The organism is Paenibacillus barengoltzii G22 (assembly GCF_000403375.2).
Lineage (GTDB): Bacteria > Bacillota > Bacilli > Paenibacillales > Paenibacillaceae > Fontibacillus > Fontibacillus barengoltzii.
This window is the reverse complement of the sequence record NZ_KE159653.1, coordinates 594524-613702: the sequence shown is the minus strand read 5'-3', so window position 1 is coordinate 613702 and position 19179 is coordinate 594524. Positions and strand designations below refer to the sequence as shown.

The 19179-nt window shown below is 50.8% G+C and carries 21 protein-coding genes and 1 other RNA gene; 14 read left to right on the top strand and 8 right to left on the bottom strand.

Features of this window, described 5'->3' with window-relative positions:
* Positions 1 to 101: 101 nt before the first annotated feature.
* The 8 genes from C812_RS11110 to C812_RS11075 all read left to right on the top strand — a co-directional run bounded on the left by C812_RS11110 (position 102) and on the right by C812_RS11075 (position 7349).
* Positions 102 to 419, top strand: coding sequence for a hypothetical protein (locus C812_RS11110; protein WP_016312754.1), 318 nt, complete (start codon positions 102 to 104; stop codon positions 417 to 419).
* Positions 420 to 509: 90 nt separating this feature from the next.
* Positions 510 to 1589, top strand: a complete 1080-nt coding sequence (locus C812_RS11105; protein ID WP_016312753.1) for a tetraprenyl-beta-curcumene synthase family protein — start codon at positions 510 to 512, stop codon at positions 1587 to 1589.
* A gap of 50 nt (positions 1590 to 1639) precedes the next feature.
* Complete coding sequence (gene pfkA / locus C812_RS11100) at positions 1640 to 2611, top strand: 6-phosphofructokinase (protein ID WP_016312752.1); 972 nt, start codon at positions 1640 to 1642, stop codon at positions 2609 to 2611.
* A 242-nt stretch (positions 2612 to 2853) separates the two neighbouring features.
* Entirely contained in the window at positions 2854 to 3663 is an 810-nt protein-coding gene (locus C812_RS11095; protein ID WP_016312751.1) for an ABC transporter ATP-binding protein, read from the top strand.
* A gap of 21 nt (positions 3664 to 3684) precedes the next feature.
* Positions 3685 to 4509: an ABC transporter permease gene (locus C812_RS11090; protein ID WP_016312750.1), complete on the top strand. Its 825-nt coding sequence runs from the start codon at positions 3685 to 3687 to the stop codon at positions 4507 to 4509.
* Positions 4510 to 4602: 93 nt separating this feature from the next.
* Positions 4603 to 5949, top strand: coding sequence for an LLM class flavin-dependent oxidoreductase (locus tag C812_RS11085; RefSeq protein ID WP_016312749.1), 1347 nt, complete (start codon positions 4603 to 4605; stop codon positions 5947 to 5949).
* A 32-nt stretch (positions 5950 to 5981) separates the two neighbouring features.
* Entirely contained in the window at positions 5982 to 7001 is a 1020-nt protein-coding gene (locus tag C812_RS11080) for an ABC transporter substrate-binding protein (RefSeq protein ID WP_016312748.1), read from the top strand.
* Between the two features lie 135 nt (positions 7002 to 7136).
* Positions 7137 to 7349, top strand: a complete 213-nt coding sequence (locus tag C812_RS11075) for a DUF3906 family protein (RefSeq protein ID WP_016312747.1) — start codon at positions 7137 to 7139, stop codon at positions 7347 to 7349.
* A 40-nt stretch (positions 7350 to 7389) separates the two neighbouring features.
* On the opposite strand, the gene C812_RS11070 is transcribed toward C812_RS11075, so the two are convergent.
* From C812_RS11070 to C812_RS11055, 4 genes are all read right to left on the bottom strand, one after another.
* Complete coding sequence (locus C812_RS11070) at positions 7390 to 8763, bottom strand: MATE family efflux transporter (protein WP_016312746.1); 1374 nt, start codon at positions 8761 to 8763, stop codon at positions 7390 to 7392.
* 98 nt (positions 8764 to 8861) lie between these two features.
* Complete coding sequence (locus C812_RS11065) at positions 8862 to 10055, bottom strand: putative glycoside hydrolase (protein WP_016312745.1); 1194 nt, start codon at positions 10053 to 10055, stop codon at positions 8862 to 8864.
* 182 nt (positions 10056 to 10237) lie between these two features.
* Positions 10238 to 10438 (bottom strand): hypothetical protein, encoded by a 201-nt coding sequence (locus tag C812_RS11060; protein WP_009222784.1) that lies wholly within the window; start codon positions 10436 to 10438, stop codon positions 10238 to 10240.
* A 171-nt stretch (positions 10439 to 10609) separates the two neighbouring features.
* Positions 10610 to 11437 (bottom strand): YitT family protein, encoded by an 828-nt coding sequence (locus tag C812_RS11055; protein ID WP_016312744.1) that lies wholly within the window; start codon positions 11435 to 11437, stop codon positions 10610 to 10612.
* A gap of 288 nt (positions 11438 to 11725) precedes the next feature.
* Here C812_RS11055 and cshA point away from each other — a divergent pair, with 288 nt between their 5' ends.
* Positions 11726 to 13282, top strand: a complete 1557-nt coding sequence (gene cshA / locus C812_RS11050) for a degradosome RNA helicase CshA (protein ID WP_016312743.1) — start codon at positions 11726 to 11728, stop codon at positions 13280 to 13282.
* A gap of 76 nt (positions 13283 to 13358) precedes the next feature.
* Here cshA and C812_RS21885 read toward each other — a convergent pair whose 3' ends face one another.
* On the bottom strand, positions 13359 to 13460 hold the full coding sequence (locus C812_RS21885; protein WP_016312742.1) for a hypothetical protein: 102 nt from the start codon (positions 13458 to 13460) through the stop codon (positions 13359 to 13361).
* A gap of 187 nt (positions 13461 to 13647) precedes the next feature.
* On the opposite strand from C812_RS21885, the gene C812_RS11045 reads away from it, so the two are divergent.
* The 3 genes from C812_RS11045 to C812_RS11040 all read left to right on the top strand — a co-directional run bounded on the left by C812_RS11045 (position 13648) and on the right by C812_RS11040 (position 15291).
* Complete coding sequence (locus C812_RS11045; RefSeq protein ID WP_016312741.1) at positions 13648 to 14448, top strand: YesL family protein; 801 nt, start codon at positions 13648 to 13650, stop codon at positions 14446 to 14448.
* A gap of 74 nt (positions 14449 to 14522) precedes the next feature.
* Positions 14523 to 14712: non-coding RNA, 6S RNA (gene ssrS / locus C812_RS21880), on the top strand.
* Between the two features lie 180 nt (positions 14713 to 14892).
* Positions 14893 to 15291 carry a DUF1499 domain-containing protein gene (locus C812_RS11040; protein WP_016312740.1) on the top strand — a complete coding sequence of 133 codons (399 nt, stop codon included), beginning with the start codon at positions 14893 to 14895 and terminating at the stop codon, positions 15289 to 15291.
* Between the two features lie 79 nt (positions 15292 to 15370).
* Here the strand turns inward: C812_RS11040 and tpx are convergent, their stop codons facing one another.
* Positions 15371 to 15892, bottom strand: a complete 522-nt coding sequence (tpx, locus tag C812_RS11035; RefSeq protein WP_016312739.1) for a thiol peroxidase — start codon at positions 15890 to 15892, stop codon at positions 15371 to 15373.
* Between the two features lie 108 nt (positions 15893 to 16000).
* Here tpx and C812_RS11030 point away from each other — a divergent pair, with 108 nt between their 5' ends.
* Complete coding sequence (locus C812_RS11030) at positions 16001 to 16615, top strand: rhomboid family intramembrane serine protease (RefSeq protein ID WP_016312738.1); 615 nt, start codon at positions 16001 to 16003, stop codon at positions 16613 to 16615.
* A gap of 96 nt (positions 16616 to 16711) precedes the next feature.
* On the top strand, positions 16712 to 17629 hold the full coding sequence (gene gltC / locus C812_RS11025; RefSeq protein ID WP_016312737.1) for a glutamate biosynthesis transcriptional regulator GltC: 918 nt from the start codon (positions 16712 to 16714) through the stop codon (positions 17627 to 17629).
* Positions 17630 to 17737: 108 nt separating this feature from the next.
* Here gltC and C812_RS11020 read toward each other — a convergent pair whose 3' ends face one another.
* Together C812_RS11020 and C812_RS11015 are read right to left on the bottom strand one after the other, a co-directional pair.
* On the bottom strand, positions 17738 to 18418 hold the full coding sequence (locus C812_RS11020; protein WP_016312736.1) for a zinc metallopeptidase: 681 nt from the start codon (positions 18416 to 18418) through the stop codon (positions 17738 to 17740).
* Positions 18419 to 18480: 62 nt separating this feature from the next.
* Positions 18481 to 18906, bottom strand: a complete 426-nt coding sequence (locus C812_RS11015; protein WP_425270087.1) for a MerR family transcriptional regulator — start codon at positions 18904 to 18906, stop codon at positions 18481 to 18483.
* Positions 18907 to 19179 lie beyond the last annotated feature (273 nt).

Genomic DNA, 19179 nt, shown 5'->3' with positions numbered 1-19179 from the left:
CGCTAGCAGTATACCAGAAATCTAGAGATTCGGCGGCAATAAAATTTCCGTTTTGTTGACGAAAATCCTTTATACTAATCTTAAGAAGGAGGCGAGACACCATGATCGAAGGATTTGTATACGATGAGCGGCTGGATATCCATGTTCCGATGCTGGAGCGCCCTTTTGACGAATATGAGCTGGATAAACGGCTGGCGATGATCGCCTATTGGGAGGAAGTCCGCGGTAGAATTCCTACGAAAGTGATGATGCTGGAGCAATCTATTGAGCACAAGCTGAACGAAATGAGCGAAGAGACCGACTTTGAGCGCAGCTGTCGTCTGAACGGGGAGATCGCCGAGCTGGCCAGCCAGATTAATGATTTGCTGATTTGGTACCGGACGGTCCAGGAAGAGCCCTCGGTCAAAAGACATATGTGATTTTGTTTATTTGTGCTAAAAGTTGGATCATATTATAATATAGATTGGTTTTCAGACAGGCCGTATTAACAACGCAGTGGAGGCAAGCCATTGATTGAACTTGAGCAAAGCCGAAACCAATTCCCGAAGGAGCCGATCCGGCTGATGAGTCGGGTTTATAAATTTATTTTGCCGGATGTCCATGAGGAGTTGGAGCGTTGGCGGAAGGATGCCGATGCGATTCCCAATCCTGAGCTAAGGCGACAAGCTTTGGCCAGCATCGCGACGAAGAAGTTCCATTGCCAGGGCGGTGCCGTATATGCGGCTGCCAATTTGCCGATGCGTCACGTCTTGATTCCGCTTATCGTTGCGTTTCAAACGATCAGTGATTATTTGGACAATTTATGTGACCGAAGCACTTCCAAGGATCCTGAGGATTTCCGGCTGTTGCACCAGAGCATGCTCGACGCGGTGAACCCGGAGGCACAACTGCGAAATTACTATGCCCTTCGCGAGGAGCAGAATGATGGCGGTTATTTGCACCGACTGGTGAAGACTTGTCAGACCCAAATTGCTGAATTGCAGGGTTACTCGGCAGCTATGCCGTACATCGTTGATCTTGTAGGACTTTATACCGATTTGCAGGTTTACAAGCACATCGACCCGCAGGAACGCGAGGCGAAGCTGCTCAGCTGGTGGGCCGAACATGAGCACCGTGCGCCGCATTTGCGATGGAATGAATTCGCGGCAGCGACAGGCTCCACCCTTGGGGTGTTTATGTTGTTCCTGGCGTCCAGTCACAAAGGGCTGGATGAACAAAGTGCCAAGACGATCCACGCGGCTTATTTTCCGCATGTCTGCGGGCTGCATATCCTGCTGGACTACTTGATTGACCAAGCGGAGGATGAGCTTGGCGGGGATTTGAACTTTTGCAGTTACTACGATAGCAAGGAAACGATGTTGAGCCGAATCACGTTGATCGTCGAGGGAGCGCGGCAGGATATCCGGAAGCTGCCGGCTTCCTCGTTTCATAAAATGATCATTGAAGGCCTGCTGGCCTTGTATTTATCGGATCCGAAGGTCAGCCAGCAGGACGAAATCCGCGAGGTATCCAAACGGTTGATGCGCCGGAGCCCGTTGATGCGGTTGTTCTTTTTCGCTAACAGCCTGTGGATTCGCAAGCATCTTTAAGATTTCGTGCATTTGTTAACTTACTTACAACTGAATTAGGAGGAATTATCATGTCAGCAGTTAAAAAAATCGCAGTGCTTACCAGCGGAGGAGACTCCCAGGGGATGAATGCAGCTGTACGCGCCGTTGTCCGCAGCGGATTGTACTACGGTCTGGAAGTTTACGGGATTCAACGCGGCTATCAAGGCTTGCTGAATAAAGACATTTTCCAAATGGACATTCGCAGTGTTGGCGATATCATTCAGCGCGGGGGTACGATTCTTCAATCCGCACGCTGCCTGGAGTTCAAGACGCCGGAAGGCCAACAGAAAGGCGCGGATATTTTGCGTGAGCACGGCATCGACGGCCTTGTGGTCATCGGCGGCGACGGCTCCTATCAAGGGGCAGAGAAGCTGAGCAAGCTGGGCATTAAGACGATGGGCTTGCCGGGGACGATCGACAATGACATCTCCTTTACGGATTACACCATCGGTTTTGATACCGCAGTTAGCATCGTTGTGGACGCGGTCAACAAGCTGCGGGACACGATGTCCTCTCACGAACGGGCTTCTGTTGTTGAAGTGATGGGCCGTCATTGCGGCGATATCGCGCTGCATGCCGGTTTGGCTGCAGGTGCAGAGACGATCCTTGTACCGGAAGTACCGTTTGACCTGAACGAAGTTGCAGACCGCATGAAGCAGAACTTTGAAAAAGGGAAACGCCACAGCATCGTGATCGTAGCCGAAGGCGTTGGCAGCGGCGAGGACGTTGTACAAGCGATCAAGCAACGTCAACCATCCGTTGAACCACGTGCAACGGTGCTGGGTCACATTCAACGCGGCGGATCACCTACGCCGTTTGACCGTAACCTGGCCAGCCGTCTCGGCGACTTTGCCGTGCGCAGCCTCATTGCCGGTGAATCGAACAAAGCCTGCGGCGTGATTGGCGGCGAAATGGTATTGACCGACATCGAGAAGGTCGTCAGCACGAAGAAGCCGTTTAACATGGAGCTGTACGAGCTGGCATCGCGGTTGTCGCAGTAATGATATTTAATGCTAGGCCTTATTAACTAAGGGAGTCAGGTTTATGACCTGGCTCCTTTTTTATAAATTCAAATCCATAGAGGGGTTGACAAAGAAATCCAAGATGTTAATATAATCACATCGAAATAGTTGGAATTTAAAATATCGCTGACCGGGTCACCGGAGGCTCAGCAGACAGAGACGCTTGCGTCTTGTCTACTGGGCCTTTTTTGTTCCATTGAAACAATGGGGAGGTAGATAGGATGTCAGAACACGCAAAAATCAAGTTCGAGAATGTGACGAAAACGTTCACCGTCCGTGACCCTAAAAAAAGCGGGGCAGCTCAACTGTTTACAGCGGTCAAAGATTTGAACTTTACCGTCAGGGAAGGAGAGTTTCTAACGCTGGTTGGGCCAAGCGGCTGCGGTAAATCAACGCTGCTGGATATGATCAGCGGCTTGTCCGCTCCGACCCGCGGGAGAATTCTGATGGATGGCGAGGAAATTAACGGTCCGGGTTTAGATCGTGGCATTGTGTTTCAGCAATACGCCTTATTTCCTTGGAAGACGGCCCGGGGCAATATTGAGTTTGGTCTGGAGGCCAAAGGGGTGCCCAAGCAGGAAAGGAAGGAACAAGCGGATCATTTTCTTTCCCTTGTTGGGCTGGCATCCTTCGGCGACCGATATCCGCATGAGCTGTCCGGCGGGATGAAGCAACGCGTCGCGATCGCTCGCAGCCTTGCGTTTAACCCGGATGTGCTGCTGATGGATGAACCGTTTGCGGCATTGGATGCACAGACGCGGGAATCTTTGCAGGGGGAACTGCTAAGGATTTGGGAGCAAACGAAAAAGACGATTATTTTTATCACCCATGGGATTGATGAAGCTGTTTATCTGGGTGAACGGGTTGTCGTTCTCACACCAGGCCCAGGTACGGTTAGGCATATCGTCGATGTCCCGCTCAAGTCGAGACTCGACGATGCGGATGTTCGCTCCCATCCCGATTTCGTCAAGATCCGTCATGAAGTCTGGAATTTGCTTCACGAGCCGGTGTATCAAGGAGCTTATATCTAAACGAAAAAGGAGTGGATACGAATGGAAACCGCAAAGTCCGTACCAGCAAGCCTGCCGGCAAGAAAATTAAAAGTAGCTCTGGTTGCAGGTCTGCGCAAATTGGTACGGCAATCGATTGTTCTGATTGGCCTGTTTCTGCTATGGGAAGCCGCTCCCCGATTGGGGCTGGTCGATCCGGCATTTTTGCCGCCGTTCACTGAGGTGGTTAGGTCCTTGGTTCACTTGATCACTTCGGGTGAATTGCTCCAACACTTTTCGGCAAGTATTGTCCGATCGCTGACCGGATTTCTGTTGGCCTTGATTGTGGCCATTCCGTTAGGACTCATCATTGGCTGGTACCCTACAGCGCGGGAGCTGCTAAATCCGATCCTTGAACTGTTCCGGAATACCGCAGCGCTGGCCTTGCTTCCGGTGTTTATGCTGCTGCTTGGTATTGGGGAGACCTCCAAAATTGCGATTGTCCTCTTTGCTTGCGCCTGGCCGATCCTTCTGAATACGATCGCGGCCGTTGGCAACGTCGACCCCTTGCTCATCAAGTCCGCCAAGTCGATGAAGTTATCCTCCTCCAAGCTGTTCTTGAAGGTGATTTTGCCGGCCTCCGTGCCAACGATTTTTACCGGAATCCGCATGGCTGGGACAGGGGCGATTCTCGTATTGATTGCCGCTGAGATGGTCGGGGCGAAGGAAGGGCTCGGGTATTTGATCACGTATTCGCAGTACAACTTCGAAATTCCGAAGATGTATGCGGGGATTCTTGCCATCTCCTTGCTGGGTCTGATCATTAACTACGGTTTAGTAAGTTTAGAACGCAAATTATCGAAATGGAATACGCAGACGAACGGCTAATTGAAGAGATTAAGGTTGGGAATAACGTCAATCGACGTTTTTCTTATAGTCAAAATATGACTAAACAAATTGGAAAACTAGGAGTGGTGAACGATGTCAAACAAGCAAATGAAATTGGGAGCTTTCTTTAATTTGCCGGGGCATCACGTGGCGAGCTGGCGGCATCCGCGAACTGAGGCTCATCGTACGTTCGACCTCGAGTACTTGCAGGACTTGGCACGGTTAGCTGAGCAAGGAAAGTTTGATATGATCTTCTTCGCCGACGTCCTTGGCCTGCGCCCTTCCGGTAACCAGGCAGCATCGGCCCTTAAGCTGGATCCGCTGATTATTCTCGCTGCGCTTGCGTCCGTCACTAAACATATCGGCCTCACCGCGACGTTGACGACGACCTATAACGAACCTTATCAAGTGGCACGAAAATTCGCGGCGATCGATCACTTATCGAAGGGGCGTGCGGCTTGGAATGTCGTCACCTCAGCCAATGAGCGGGAATCGCTGCTGTTCGGCAAGCCCAAGCATCTCGAGCATGCCCGCAGATATGAACGGGCGGATGAGTTTGTGGAAGTTGTGAAGAAGCTCTGGCTTTCCATTGAGCGGGAGGCGATTGTGCTAGACAAGGAAGGCGGCCGGATTCTGGACGTTGAGAAGCTCCACCCGTTGGATTTTGAAGGCGAGTGGTTTAAAGTTCAGGGGCTGCTGGACGCACCTTCCACGCCGCAGGGGCACCCGGTCATCGTACAAGCGGGTTCGTCGGAGGCAGGCAAAGAGCTGGCAGCCAAAACCGCAGAGGTCATCTTCACCGCTTGGCAGACGCTGGAGGAAGCCCAAACGTTCTATCGGGATGTGAAGGGCCGACTGGCGAAGTATGGACGTAAGCCGGATGATCTAAAAATCATGCCGGGGGTGTTCATCACGGTGGCGAAGACGGAGGCAGAAGCGATTGCCAAGCGGAAGGAGCTGAACAGCTACATTTTGCCGGAAGTTGGCTTGGAGTATTTGTCTAACTTCATCGGGACCGATCTGACGGGCTATGACGTGGATGCCCCGCTGCCGGAATTTGCAGCGTCCGAGGACAAGACGAATCCACAGATTCGCTCCAATCTGATCCGTGCGCTGGCCGAACGTGAAGGATTAACCACAATCCGCGAGGTGTATGAGCATATTGCCGGAGCACGGGGGCACCGGGAAATCGTAGGTACGCCGGGGCAGATCGCCGACCAACTGGAGGAATGGTTCCTGAATGAAGGGGCGGACGGCTTCAACATCATGCCGCCTACGTTCCCGGAAGGATTTCGCGATATCGTCGAGCTTGTCATTCCGGAGCTGCAGCGGCGGGGTTTGTTCCGTACGGAATATGAGAGCACCACATTACGAGGCAATTTAGGGTTATCGGTTCCCGCTTATCCTTCACGCCAAGAAGCGCCATCCGCTTTGATCTAATTCCAAACGAACATAAAGGTCGGTGTAAGCAAATGCATAAATCAAGGAGACAATCCATAACACTGCTGGCAGTGGTGCTGGTTGCCGGGGCCTTGCTGGCGGGTTGCGCCGGAGGCAAAGCTGGGGCAAACGGGGGCGAAGATAAGGTGCTCCAATACAATTCATCTCCGGGTGCGGTGTCATTTCCGGAGCTGGCTGAGGATCTTGGGTTTCTGGGGGATGTGAAGCTGGAGTCTATCGGCAGTACGACAGGGGGGCCGGAGAGCATTCAATTAACGGCTACGAGGCAGACTGATTTTGGGTCGGCGTTTAACGGGGCGATTATTAAATCGGTGGCCCAGAACGTCAAGATCAAATCGGTGGTCGGCTCGTACGGCAGCGATAAAGATACGTATATCGGCGCTTATGTGTTGGAGGATAGCGCAATTCGGACAGCTAAAGATTTTATCGGCAAAAAGGTCGGTGTTAATACGTTAGGCGCGCATTTGGAATTTATGACCAAGGATTACTTGCGATTAGGCGGATTAACCGATAAAGAAATCAGCCAAGTTACCCTGGTTACCGTGCCTTCGGGAAATGCGGAGCAAATTTTGCGCAGCGGGCAGATCGATGTTGTTCTCTTAAGCGGCGTAGCGAGAGACCGGGCTTTGGAAAAAGGCGGTCTCGTGGAATTATTCAAGGATATCGACGTTTATCAGACGGAGTTTACGGCAGGGGATTATTTTTTTACTGAGGAGTATATCAAGAAAAACCCGAATACGGTAAGGCAATTTGTTGAAGGTGTCGCAAAAGCCATCGAGTGGGAGCGTACTACGCCGCGAGAAGAAGTGATCAAGCGAATGGAGAGCATCGTTGAGAAGAGAGATGGCAAAGACGCAACCCTAAATCTGAAATACTGGAGGAGCCCGGGGATTGCTACGGAAGGAGGGGTGATCACTCCGGATGAATACCAGCGCTGGATCGATTGGTTGGTTAACGAGGGTGAACTGAAGGAGGGGCAGTTGAAACCGGAGGATCTGTATACCAACGAATTTAATCCCTATGCTAAGTAACCGTTAGAGATGACGGGGGCCGTTCCGTTGATGGGGCGGCTTCTTCTTTCTGCCTGTTGATGAACCTCCACGATATGGGTAAGTCTGCTATCATGCTATAATAAGTTGAGCTTAAGGATCAGAGGGGGATCACACATGTACCTGTATCGATTGGAGGCCGACACCTCCGCCGGTCCGTTTACGATTATTATTGCCGCCGATGGGGAGGAGAAGGCGTTTGCCGCGGCGGAAGAGCATTTGCAGCGGCAAGTGCTGCCCGCTCCTACAATCACGGAGCTGACGATTGTGGAGAAGAAGCGGCTGGTGCCTGGGGCAGGGTACGTCGTGGCCATCAGCGAACCGCGCTAAGGACAGAAGCCCGTGACCGAAGGAAGGTCACGGGCTTCTCTTATTGCGCTTCCGCCGGATGAATCAGGCGGCTGGCTATACGGCGTTGGATCATGATCAGGCGATATAGCAGCAAGACAGCGGCCACAGCCAGCCCGGTAATGAGGCCAATCCAGTATCCGTAAGGGCCTTGCGACGTGTAGTTGGCCAGGAAGTATCCCAGCGGGAGGCCGATGATCCAGTAGGCGAGCAACGAGATCCAGAAGCCGGGACTGACGTCCTTATACCCGCGCAGCACGCCTTGGGTGGGCGTCGCAATGGCATCGGACATCTGGAAGAAGATCGCGTACACCAGGAAGTGCTTGATTAGCGATACAACTTCGGGTTCGCTGGAGTAGAACTGGGCGACGCCTGTACGGAACAGCATCAGCAGGACAGCGGTGGCCAATGCCATAGCGGCAGCGGTGCCGATGCCAAGCGCTGCGTATTGCCGGGCGTCCTTGAGCCGGGCAGCACCGGTCTCGAAGCCGACGAGGATCGTCAGCGCCAGACAGATGCTGAGCGGGATCATGTACAGCGTTGAGGCGAAGTTGTTCGCCGCTTGGTGAGCCGCGATCGTGACGGTATCGAACCGGCTCATCAGCAGCGTCACCGCGGCAAAGACCGCCGTCTCGAAGAAGATCGCGAAGCCGATCGGGACGCCGATACGCATCAGCTCCCACCATTTGGTCAGCGATACGCGATGCAGCTTGCTGAACACGCCGTACGCCGCGAACGGTTCCTTCCGATGCACGATCCACAAGGCAATCAGGAAAATGCACCAATACGTAAAAGCCGTAGCGATTCCGGAGCCGATGCCGCCAAGCCGGGGGAAGCCGCCGCGGCCAAAAATAAGCAAGTATCCGGCGCCCACGTTTAACGGAAGCGAGATCAGCGTAATCATCATCGATATGCGCGTTTGCCCGAGCGCATCGATAAACGAACGCAGCACGATATAGCCAAACAATGGGACGATTCCTGTGGAAATTGCCACTAGAAAATAGAAAGCCACATGATGGACCTTGGGCTCAAGGCCCATCGAATTCAGCACAGGGGAGACCGACAACGCACCGGCCAGCAGGACAACCAGGCTCACGGCTACCGATAACCAGATTGCCTGAATAACATGATAACCTACTTTATTCTTCTCTCCGGCCCCTACGAGCTGAGACACGATGGGCGTGATGCCCATCAGGATCCCGCTGAGACCGGTTTGCACCGGAATCCACAGGCTTGATCCGATCGCTGTTCCCGCCAGGTCTGCCGGACTTGCATGGCCGGACATCATCGTATCGAAGAAGGTCATTAGCGACATCGTGACCTGGGTGATCAGAATCGGAACTAAAATGCGTAAAAATTGAGCGTATTTCTGCTTCAGGGTATACGTTTGTTTCATAAAACCACTTAACTCCGATCATAGTAGTTACTTGAGTACAAGCCCAACCAAACCCAAACCCGGGCAACAGGCCCGGGTTCGACGGCGGTGCAGCTTTATTATTCATAATCGACGCCGGAAGTATAACGGTTGGAGGCGTTCCAGAGCAGGAACTCATCCACCTTCATTTCCTTCAGCGCCCGAATTTGTTCTTCCACTTCATGCTTGCCGTATTTGATATAATGACCGCTTCCCAGCCAGCTGGCCGTAAAGTCTTGAATCCACGGACGGATGATCGGCTGCTTCTCGCCAAGTTCCGCGAGTTTGGTCTGAGTATCCTTCACCGCACCCTTAATGGTCTGGTAAGGAGCTTTGTCAGGGTCCTTGGCATTAAACCATCCGGTTGTATAATGGCTTGGATAAATCATCGGAGAAATGACGTCCACGTTGTCGGAGATCTTCACAAAATCCTGGCCGATGCCTTCTGCCGCAGGCACAGATGCGGCGTACCCGAAAATATCAACGGACACCCGAACTCCTAACGGTTCCAACTGCTCCTTGGCGTATTTAACGAATGAGGAGACGGCATCAACGCGGCTCATCTCATTTTTCGTATAGATCAGACTGTCTGCTCGCTTCTCGAAGCCTTCCGGGAAACGCACGTAGTCGAACTGAATTTCCTTAAAGCCTAATTTTGCTGCTTCCTTTGCAATCTCAATATTATAATCCCAGACCTCTTTGTTATAAGGATTTACGAAGCTGTCTCCCTTGCCGTTGCTCCATACCGATCCGTCCTTATGGCGGAAGGAGAGCTCCGGATGCTTCTTGGCTAAAATCGTATCCTTAAACACGACGATCCGGGCGATTGGATAAATATCATGCTTCTGCAAACGGGCCATTAACGCATCGATGTCGCGGATGAACGGCTGCGGTTTCCCCCATTTGATGAGATCGGAATTATCCGTCTTGTATGTGATATACCCTAAATCGTCCTTAATGTCGATGACCATCGCATTCAGCTCGGTCTGATCGACGAGATCAACAAGCTGATCCATGCGGGATCCCCCGGCACTGTAAGCTGTAACGTAAATCCCCTTCACTTTCGGAGCATCTACCTGCGGGTCTACCTTCAAATCCGATGGTTTGATAGGATTGTCCAGGCGGCCTTCTGCTAGATTTACCTTAAATGTGTGTGCGACCGATGTCCACATCGTGTTCGCCTGCACGGCTTCGTTCCCCGCAGCCTGCTCTTGAGGCGCTGCTCCGCTGCCTGTTCCCAAGGCCAGAAGTAGTAATGTCCAGATGATGTTCACATGATATCTCTCCCTTGTATGCACTCGCTGTTTATTATATCGGAAGAGGAGCCCCTAGAGGGAACAGGAATGTCATAATTGGTAAAAAGTTTCAGAGTTTCATAGACGAGAAAAGCGCAAAAAGCCGTTTCTCCTGCATAAGCAGAAGAAACGACTCATCCTGCATGGAAGCGTTACATATTTTAATGAAGCAACGCCGGGTTTTGATGTTCGCAGATGCTGAATTGAATAATCTCCAGCGCATCCTGCGGTTCCAAGATGGTTAGGCCATCTCGGAGGAGAATCGTAGAGTTCAGTTCCTTTTGATTCAGAAAAGGCAGCATATCCGGAAACCACTTCTTTACGATTTGTTCCAGTCTTACCGTTTCCATTTCCACATCCATCACCCTTTCCTTTCAGAATCATTCGCCGCGGAATCAATCCTAAATCGGAAAAGCAAAAAGCCTGTGAAATACGGGGTAAAGCTGAACCCTTTAAAATTGTGAAGGAACCGCTGTGATTATTATAACAAAGAAGCAGCCGTTTGAAAACGGCTGCTTCTTTCAAGAAAATGCTTAACGACGTCGAAACGCGCCCATCACCCCGACCGTTTCCACGATATTCACGAAAGCGGCGGGATCGGTTTGCTTGATGATTTCCCGCAGTTCAGCCAATTCATAGCGGGTCGTGACGGTCATCAGCATATCTTTTTCTTTGTGGGAAAAAGCGCCCTGAGTCTTCATCAACGTAACCCCGCGCGGCAGCGTCAGCAGTCGTTCCAGCAGTGCTTCCGTTTTGTCAGTGATAATAAACAACGTGACTTTGATATGACTGATATGAATCAGGTCAACGACTTTGCCGGTAATATAGATCGAGACCATGGATGCCAGAGCAAGATCCCAGTTGCCTTCGAGATACCCCATCGCAAGGATGACAATGCCGTTTAGTCCGACGATCACATTGCCAACGGGGAAATCTCGGAAGCGGGTCACGATCGAACCTACGATATCGAAGCCGCCAGACGAGCCGCCGACGCGGAACGAGATCCCGCAGCCGATGCCGACGAGCACACCGCCGAAGACCGCAGAGAGCAGGGTATCCGACGACAGCAGCTTGTCCGGTGTCGGAATCAAGGTAATGAACCAGGTTGTAGCGGCAACCGACAGGATGCTCAGTCCGATAAATCGTTTTCCCAGCAGAAACAACCCGGCGATCAGGAGCGGTACGTTATAAGCCAGATACATCGTGCTAATATCGAGGGGAGTGAAGTAGGCGGTCAGCATCGCTAGCCCAGACACGCCGCCGCTAAGCAAATGAAGGGGCACGAGGAACAGGTTAAAACCCGCAGCGATCAAAGCCGCCCCGAGTACAATAACAGTCGCATTTCTAATTTCTTTAAACACTATCGTTCACCTCACGAAAATAAAGGAAGTATCCCAACCTGCTTGCTGGTATTCCATTTATGTTTTGTGCTATAATGTTTGAGATATTCTTGAGTAGGTACTCTTTTCCATTTTTCAAGCTAGTACCAAGCTAGTTCTATGTAAAATTTACAGGCGGATTGGACAGCCTATAAACGTTTGAAGGTCCCCCAAGGTCAGGTATTGAGCGTGGGCAAAGCAGGACTAAACGCTACTTAAGAATACCGTTAAGCTGGTGGAATGTCCACTATATAGAAGGAGTATGATACATTGAACACATTCGCAGATTTCGGCCTAGAGCCTAAAGTATTGCAAGCTATTACGGAACTTGGATTTGAAGAAGCAACCCCGATCCAGGCAAAATCGATCCCGATCGCATTGACCGGTCGTGATTTGATCGGACAAGCACAGACGGGGACAGGGAAAACCGCGGCTTTCGGTCTGCCGCTCATCAACAAGATTCCGAAGGAAGAAGACCGTATTGTTGCGCTGGTTATGACCCCAACTCGGGAGCTGGCCATTCAGGTCGCTGAAGAAATCGGCAAGCTGTCCCGCTTTAAAGGCACCCGCTCTCTTCCCATCTACGGCGGACAAGACATCGTACGCCAAATTCGCGCATTAAAGAAGAAGCCCCAAATTATTATCGGTACGCCGGGCCGTTTGCTTGACCACATTAACCGGAAAACGATCAAACTTGACGATGTTAAAACCGTCGTTCTGGACGAAGCCGACGAAATGCTCGACATGGGCTTTATGGACGATATTCAATCGATCCTGAAGCTGGTTCCAGAAGATCGCCAAACGATGCTATTCTCCGCAACCATGCCGGCCAATATCCAGAAGCTGGCTCAGCAGTTCCTGAAAGATCCGGAGCATGTGTCCGTTATTCCGAAACAGGTCAGCGCGCCGCTCATCGATCAAGCCTACATTGAGGTGCATGAACGTCAGAAATTCGATGCTTTGACCCGGTTGCTGGACATGGAGTCGCCGGAGCTGGCGATCGTATTCGGTCGGACGAAGCGCCGCGTGGATGAATTGTCCGAAGCGCTGCAGAAGCAAGGCTATTCCGCCGACGGCCTTCACGGGGACCTGTCGCAGAATCAACGTGACAACGTCATGCGTAAATTCCGTGATGGCAGCATCGACGTTCTCGTGGCAACCGACGTGGCAGCCCGCGGTTTGGACGTTTCCGGGGTAACCCATGTCGTGAACTTTGACCTGCCGCAGGATCCGGAAAGTTACGTTCACCGGATCGGCCGTACCGGCCGCGCCGGGAAAGAAGGGGTCGCATGGTCCTTCGTGACGCCGCGCGAAATGGATCACCTTCGCTTTATCGAACGGATTACCCGTCATAAAATTGCTCGTAAGCCGCTGCCAAGTATTGCTGAAGCGATCGAAGGCAAGCAACGGATTATTGCAGAACGCTTGATCGAGCTCGTGGAGAACGGTGAACTGAACGAGAACAAGGGCATCGCAATCCAGCTCCTGGAGCAATACGATTCGGTGAACCTGTTGGCGGCTGCGTTTAAGCTGATTACGGGCGACAAGAACGAAAAAGTCAACATCGAGCTGACACCAGAAGAACCGATCCGTGTGAAACGCCGCAATCCGGACATTCGTTCCAGCGGACGCAAGCCTTCGGGTTACGGTAATCGCGGCGGGGGATACCGTCGTGATTCGCAAGGCGGTCGCGGAGGTTACGGCAAAGGCGGTTACAATCGCGACGGCCGTGACTATCGTTCCTCTGATCGCAAGCCGCGGACTGGTTCGAGCGCCGGGGACCGCAGACCTTCGAAATACGATGGTAACTCCTCGTTCGATAATTAATCGAACGAGAAGCTTATCCCATATCTTAAAATGAAAGAAGACGGAGGATTCTCCGTCTTCTTTGTGTTTGTGTTCATTACAGGAAGATCGTGCGGCTCACGATTACGAGCAGAATGAACAGAACCAGAATCGTACCCGTGGAAGTCCAGAATCCACCGCCATATCCTACACCGGACATGTGATAACCTCCTTTGATGATGTTGATGGTTTGAAGTTACGGTATATACTATGGCACAGCGGCCCGATGAGATTAGACACTTACCCAAAGCCGCACAAATTAGGCGCTGGAACGAGCTGGACGAATCATGTATAGTTATTATAGGCAGAGCGATTCCACTATACAAAGCTTGAGAGGGGAACTTTACTTGGAATACAAAGGTTTGATGGGCGGATTTTATAAAATTACCGAATGGATTATGCGTATTGCCGGCAGTAACCTGCTATGGCTGCTGTGCTCCTCGCCGTTTATGATCGTGCTTGCTATGAAGCTGCTCTTGTTACTGCAATCACCGACGCCTCAGCCGGAGACACTCACGATTTGGATCATGGGTGTTTTGGCACCGTTTACACTGTTTCCAGCAACGGCCGCTTTATTTTCCGTGACCCGGAAATGGGTGATGGGGGAAAGTGACTTGAGTATCATCAAAGTCTACTTCAAAGGGTACAAAGAAAATTACAAGCAAAGCATGATCGGCGGTATTTTCTATACGATCCTGTTCGCGATTATGTATGTGGACTATGAAGTGTACATGAATCAGATGAACAACCTGCAGATGATCGGCATGGTGATGCTGTTCTTCCTGTTGATCTTATCTCTATCGTTGTTTAACTTCTTCTCGCTGGTGGCCCACTACCATCTGGGTGCACTTCAGTTGATCAAGAATGCGATCCTGTTTACGATTCTTCGGCCGTTCCGGACCCTGTCTACCCTGATCTGCGCGGGTGTGCTCGGGTTTCTGACTTTGCGCTTCGGCTGGTTGATCTTCTTCGGGTTCGGCAGCTTAACTGCCTTCGTGGCGTTCTATAACTTCTACATCGCTTATAACAAGATCCAGGAAAAGGTAGAACGGATGCGCCAAAACGAAAATGCCTCCAGCAGCACCCAGCAAGACGATGAGGACTTGGGACTTGAACTTCCGTCGAGTGACGAAAAAGAGAAGGATTGAAAAATGTCAGAAATTGCCATCCCCATCCTTGTCAGATGAGTTTACATTTGCTTAACGAAGCCGTATAATAGGTTTACGTCCTGCGATGTGCGTTTCGATTTCCGTTATTTTGAACCAATGACAGTTATCTCGGGAGACCTACATTGCGCCGCCGCTGAAAGGCCCTATCCATCGGATGAGGGGACTTCATAAGCGTCGTTGCGGTCACCCACCTGCGGGTGCAGGTTCGAGATAATGTAATCGGACGGCATAGGCGGGTCTATTAATGAAGCATGAGAATGGTACCTTGTACTCTTTTTGCCAATGAAAGGGGACAAGGTGCTTTTTTGTTTGTGCCAAAATGTTCAACCTCGCTTTTGTTTGTCTGCCAAGAATGTTAAACTAGAGATTAAGAAAACGCATACCCAAGTTACATAGGGCAGGATCGTGAAGGAGGAAGAACAGTTGTCATTTAAACGTACGTTAATCGGCATTTTCCGCAGCCAAGAAGGAACCAGCGACCGTGCGAAGATGCCCGAACTCAAAACGAGATATTATCAATTATCCAAAGAGAAATGTTGGGAGGAAGTTTCCTCAACGTTAAAGAAAATTCCGGGCTATAAAGTACTGCATGAAGTGCCGTCCGTAGGCGAGATCACGTTGGAGAAACGGACCAGCCTAGGTCGTGTCATGGACATTACTGTATCGATCGTGGGCACCGGGCCGGTACGGAGCGCGATTGATATTTATTCGGCGACACGTGGATCGATGGGGGACCTCGGCGCAAATTACCGGAACATCCTTCAACTTTTCTCTGTGCTGGATAAGAAGCTGGCGGCTTATAAAGTATCTTCGAACCAGTAAACCCGTATGGTTACGACAAAAAAAGCGAGCAGGGAGATGCCTCTCCTACTCGCTTTTCGTTTGTACCGAAGTCCTCGGCTTAAGAAAGCAGCGCTTTTACGGCAGCTACCGGTTTTTCGTAATCCGGATGCTCGGTCATTTCCTTCAAATATTCGACGTATTGGATCTTATTGTCTTTATCAACGACAAACACGGCACGCATGTCGAGCGCGAACTCTTTGATCAGTACGCCGTAGGCTTTGCCAAAGGAGTTGTCTTTATAATCCGAGAGCGTGATGACGCGGTCCACGCCAGCAGCGCCGCACCAGCGAGCTTGGGCAAAAGGCAGGTCTGCGCTGACCGTCAGCACAACGACGTCATCGCCAAGACCGGCAGCTTCTTGGTTAAACCGACGGGTTTGCGCGTCACAGACGCCGGTATCCAGTGAAGGAACAACGCTGATCAGTTTGATTTTGCCGGCGAAGTCCTGGAGTGTAGCTTCTTCCAGCAAGTTTTTATTTAAGCGGAAATCTGGGGCTGTATCGCCAACTTTCAGTTCCGGGCCGATCAGCGTGATCGGATTGCCTTTAAATGTAGCTACATTTACGCGTTCTTGGGCCATGTTTATTTCCTCCTAGACAGATGGATTTATTCAATCAAATTTAATTATAATCGTTTTGAAAAGAAAATGTCCAACATTAGGAAAAACAACGGTAAGGAGGGGATCCGTTTGATTTTCATACGATACGAAAACTGGCGAAGCTACCTGCGATATTATCCCGTCACCTGCTTGCTTCTGGCAGCTAACATCGTGATGTTTATCGTCCTTGCGCTGAATGGGGGATCGACGAACCGGATAACCTTGCTCAGATTTGGGGCGATGAGCGATATCGAGCCCTTTGCCGGGGAAAGCTGGCGGTTGTTTACGGCGATGTTTCTGCATAACGGGTTTGATCACCTGTTTTCAAACTCGTTTGCGATTTTGGTCTTTGCGCCGCCGCTGGAGCGACTGCTGGGCTGGTGGCGATATGCCTTGGTCTATTTGGGCAGCGGACTGGTCGGCAACCTGATCAGCATGGGGGTGTATCAGTTTAGCTCGGTCTCTCATATCTCAGTTGGGGCCTCAGGCGCTGTCTATGGGGTGTATGGCGCGTTTCTCTACATTGCCTTGCTGCAGCGTCACCTAATGGATGAAAGCTCGCGAAAAACGCTGTACAGCCTTCTCATTATTGGGGTGATCTATTCACTATTAGTTCCCAAGATTAACCTAGCCGCTCATGTTGGCGGGTTGGTTGGCGGCTTTTTGATCTATGGACTTCTTGTCCGTTTGTTAAAACGGCGTTGAACCAATGGATTGTAAATGGTACATTAAATTTAGAGTATTATGTCATCAGAAGATGTTCGATGTTCGTAGCACATGCGAAATGGAGCGATCAGATTCGTGGAATTGAGACAACTGCAGTATTTTGTAAAAGTGGCGAGGAAAGAGCACGTGACTCAGGCTGCCGAGGAACTGCACGTCGCCCAATCGGCGGTAAGCCGGCAAATTCACCAGCTCGAGCAGGAGCTTGGCGTTAATTTGTTTATGCAGAAGGGCAGGAATCTCCACCTTACCGCTGTGGGCCAGCTATTCTGCAGCCGGGTGGAGATGATTCTGAAGGATCTCGACCGGGCCGTGAGCGAGGTGCACGAATTTCTCGATCCGGAGCAAGGGGAAATTCGCTTAGGCTTCCCTAATAGCCTAGGTATTCATATGATTCCTAGTGTAGTGGCAGAATTCCGCAAGCTGTATCCCAATGTGAAGTTTCGGTTTAGGCAAGGCACTTATCCTACATTAATTCGGGATGTAGTTTCGGGAGAAGTGGATTTAGCTTTTATTTCTCCGTTTCCGGAAAATCATGATCAAGTCACCGGTAACGTGGTATTAACCGAGGATTTGGTAGCCATCCTTCCGCCGGGGCATCCTCTGGCTGGGGAGCAGAGCATCAAGCTCAGCCAGCTGAAAGACGAGAAGTTCATTTTGTTCAGCAAAGGATATTCCTTGCGGCCAATCGTTTGGCATGCCTGCCTGGAGGCTGGGTTTACGCCGAAAATCGCCTTCGAAGGTGAAGAGACCGATACGATCCGCGGGTTGGTTGCCGCTGGGATGGGCGTCAGTCTGCTGCCGGAAATGGCGCTGTTTCAGAGCTTTACGCTTCAGCCGATCCGTGTGCGGATCTCTGAACCGAAGGTGACTCGCACCATCGGGCTGATCCATCGGGTCGACGAGAAGCTGCCGCTGGTAGCCCAATCGTTCCGAATGTTCCTGCTGGAATACTTTGGACTTCAGGTGGATACGCCGCCAAACCAACAGAAGTAATGGAATCATCAAGAAGAACCTATTTACGAGGTAGGAACGAAAAAAGGCTGCACGATCTCGAGCCGATTGGGCTCGGTACCGTGCAGCCTCTTTTTTTGAGATTACAGGTTATTCGCGGTTGCTTGTAAAAATCAGAATGTAGCGAAGCAACTCCAGAATGGAAATCAACGCGGCAGCTACATAAGTTAATGCTGCAGCATTTAATACTTTGCCAACACCGCGTGCTTCATTCGGCGAAATGAAGCCTTGTTGAAGCATGACTTTGCGGGCCCGATTGCTGGCGTTGAACTCCACCGGCAGCGTCACGATCTGGAACAATACGGCCGCGGAGAAGAAAATAATCCCCAGACCAATCAGGTTCAGTGCGCCGAACAGGAAACCGGCGAGCAGCAAGAAAGGAGCAACCCCCGAGGCGAAGTTCACCACCGGGAACATCCGGTGACGCAGCACCAACATCGGGTACTTCTGCTTGTGCTGAATTGCGTGTCCGACCTCGTGGCAGGCAACGGCTACCGCAGAGATGGAGCTCTCATAATACACCGGCTCCGACAAGCGGACAACGCGGTGAATCGGGTCGTAATGGTCCGTCAGCGCGCCGCGCACCGGTTCGATAGGGACATCATAAAGCCCGTTCGCATCCAACATCCGTCTTGCGGCATCATGACCGGTTAAGCCATAAAGGTTCTGGACCTTTGCCCATTTGTTAAAAGTGCCTTTCACCCGAAACTGCGCCCACAAGGACAACCCAAATGCGAGCAGAATGGGAATCAGCATCACGTCTGAATACATGAATCATTCCTCCATATGATTTAGTTATCAAAGAAGCAATTGAGGCTGATCAGGAGTATGGGTTAGGAAAAGGGTCCGTGATTTAAGAGCAGCCGAAGAGCTTCCATGCAGGCCAAGCTTTGCGGCAATATATTGGCGAAAGCGCGTTTGGCCTGGTTCGGTTGTAAGCTGGAAATGAGCGGCTCCAGTTCTTTGACCTCGCGTTCCAGCTGCTGCATATGGAGCTCCAGCGAGCTTAGTTTCTCCGTCACTTGTTCTTCCGGAGAAACCCGGTGCCACTGGTCCAGCTTCTCGCGGATCTCTTCCAACGTATATTTCTCCTGTTTCAATTGATTAATACGTTCCAGCCTGGTCAAGGTTTCACTACTGTATAAACGATAATTTGTCTGGGTTCGCTTCTCCGGGGAGATCAGCCCGAGCTTCGTATAATAATCGATTGTACGCTCGCTGACATCAGCTGCCTTCGCTAACTCTCCGATCCGGTACAGTTTCTTTACTCCAATGTCATCACTCTCCCGACAATTCCAAAGGATAGCATTCTATATTTATTCTATTTATCCCCATAATACTTAACAACAAGCATACAGTCAAACGTCATACTTTATTTTTGTCAGTAACTATAAGGTGTGTTATTAAAATACCTTACATACAATGTAATAATACATGCAATTTGGCGATTTTTTTTGAAAAAAGTATTGTCATCCCTGAATCTTTCTCTTATAATCACATTAACAATTCATTTTGTGTTAGGAAACTTAACA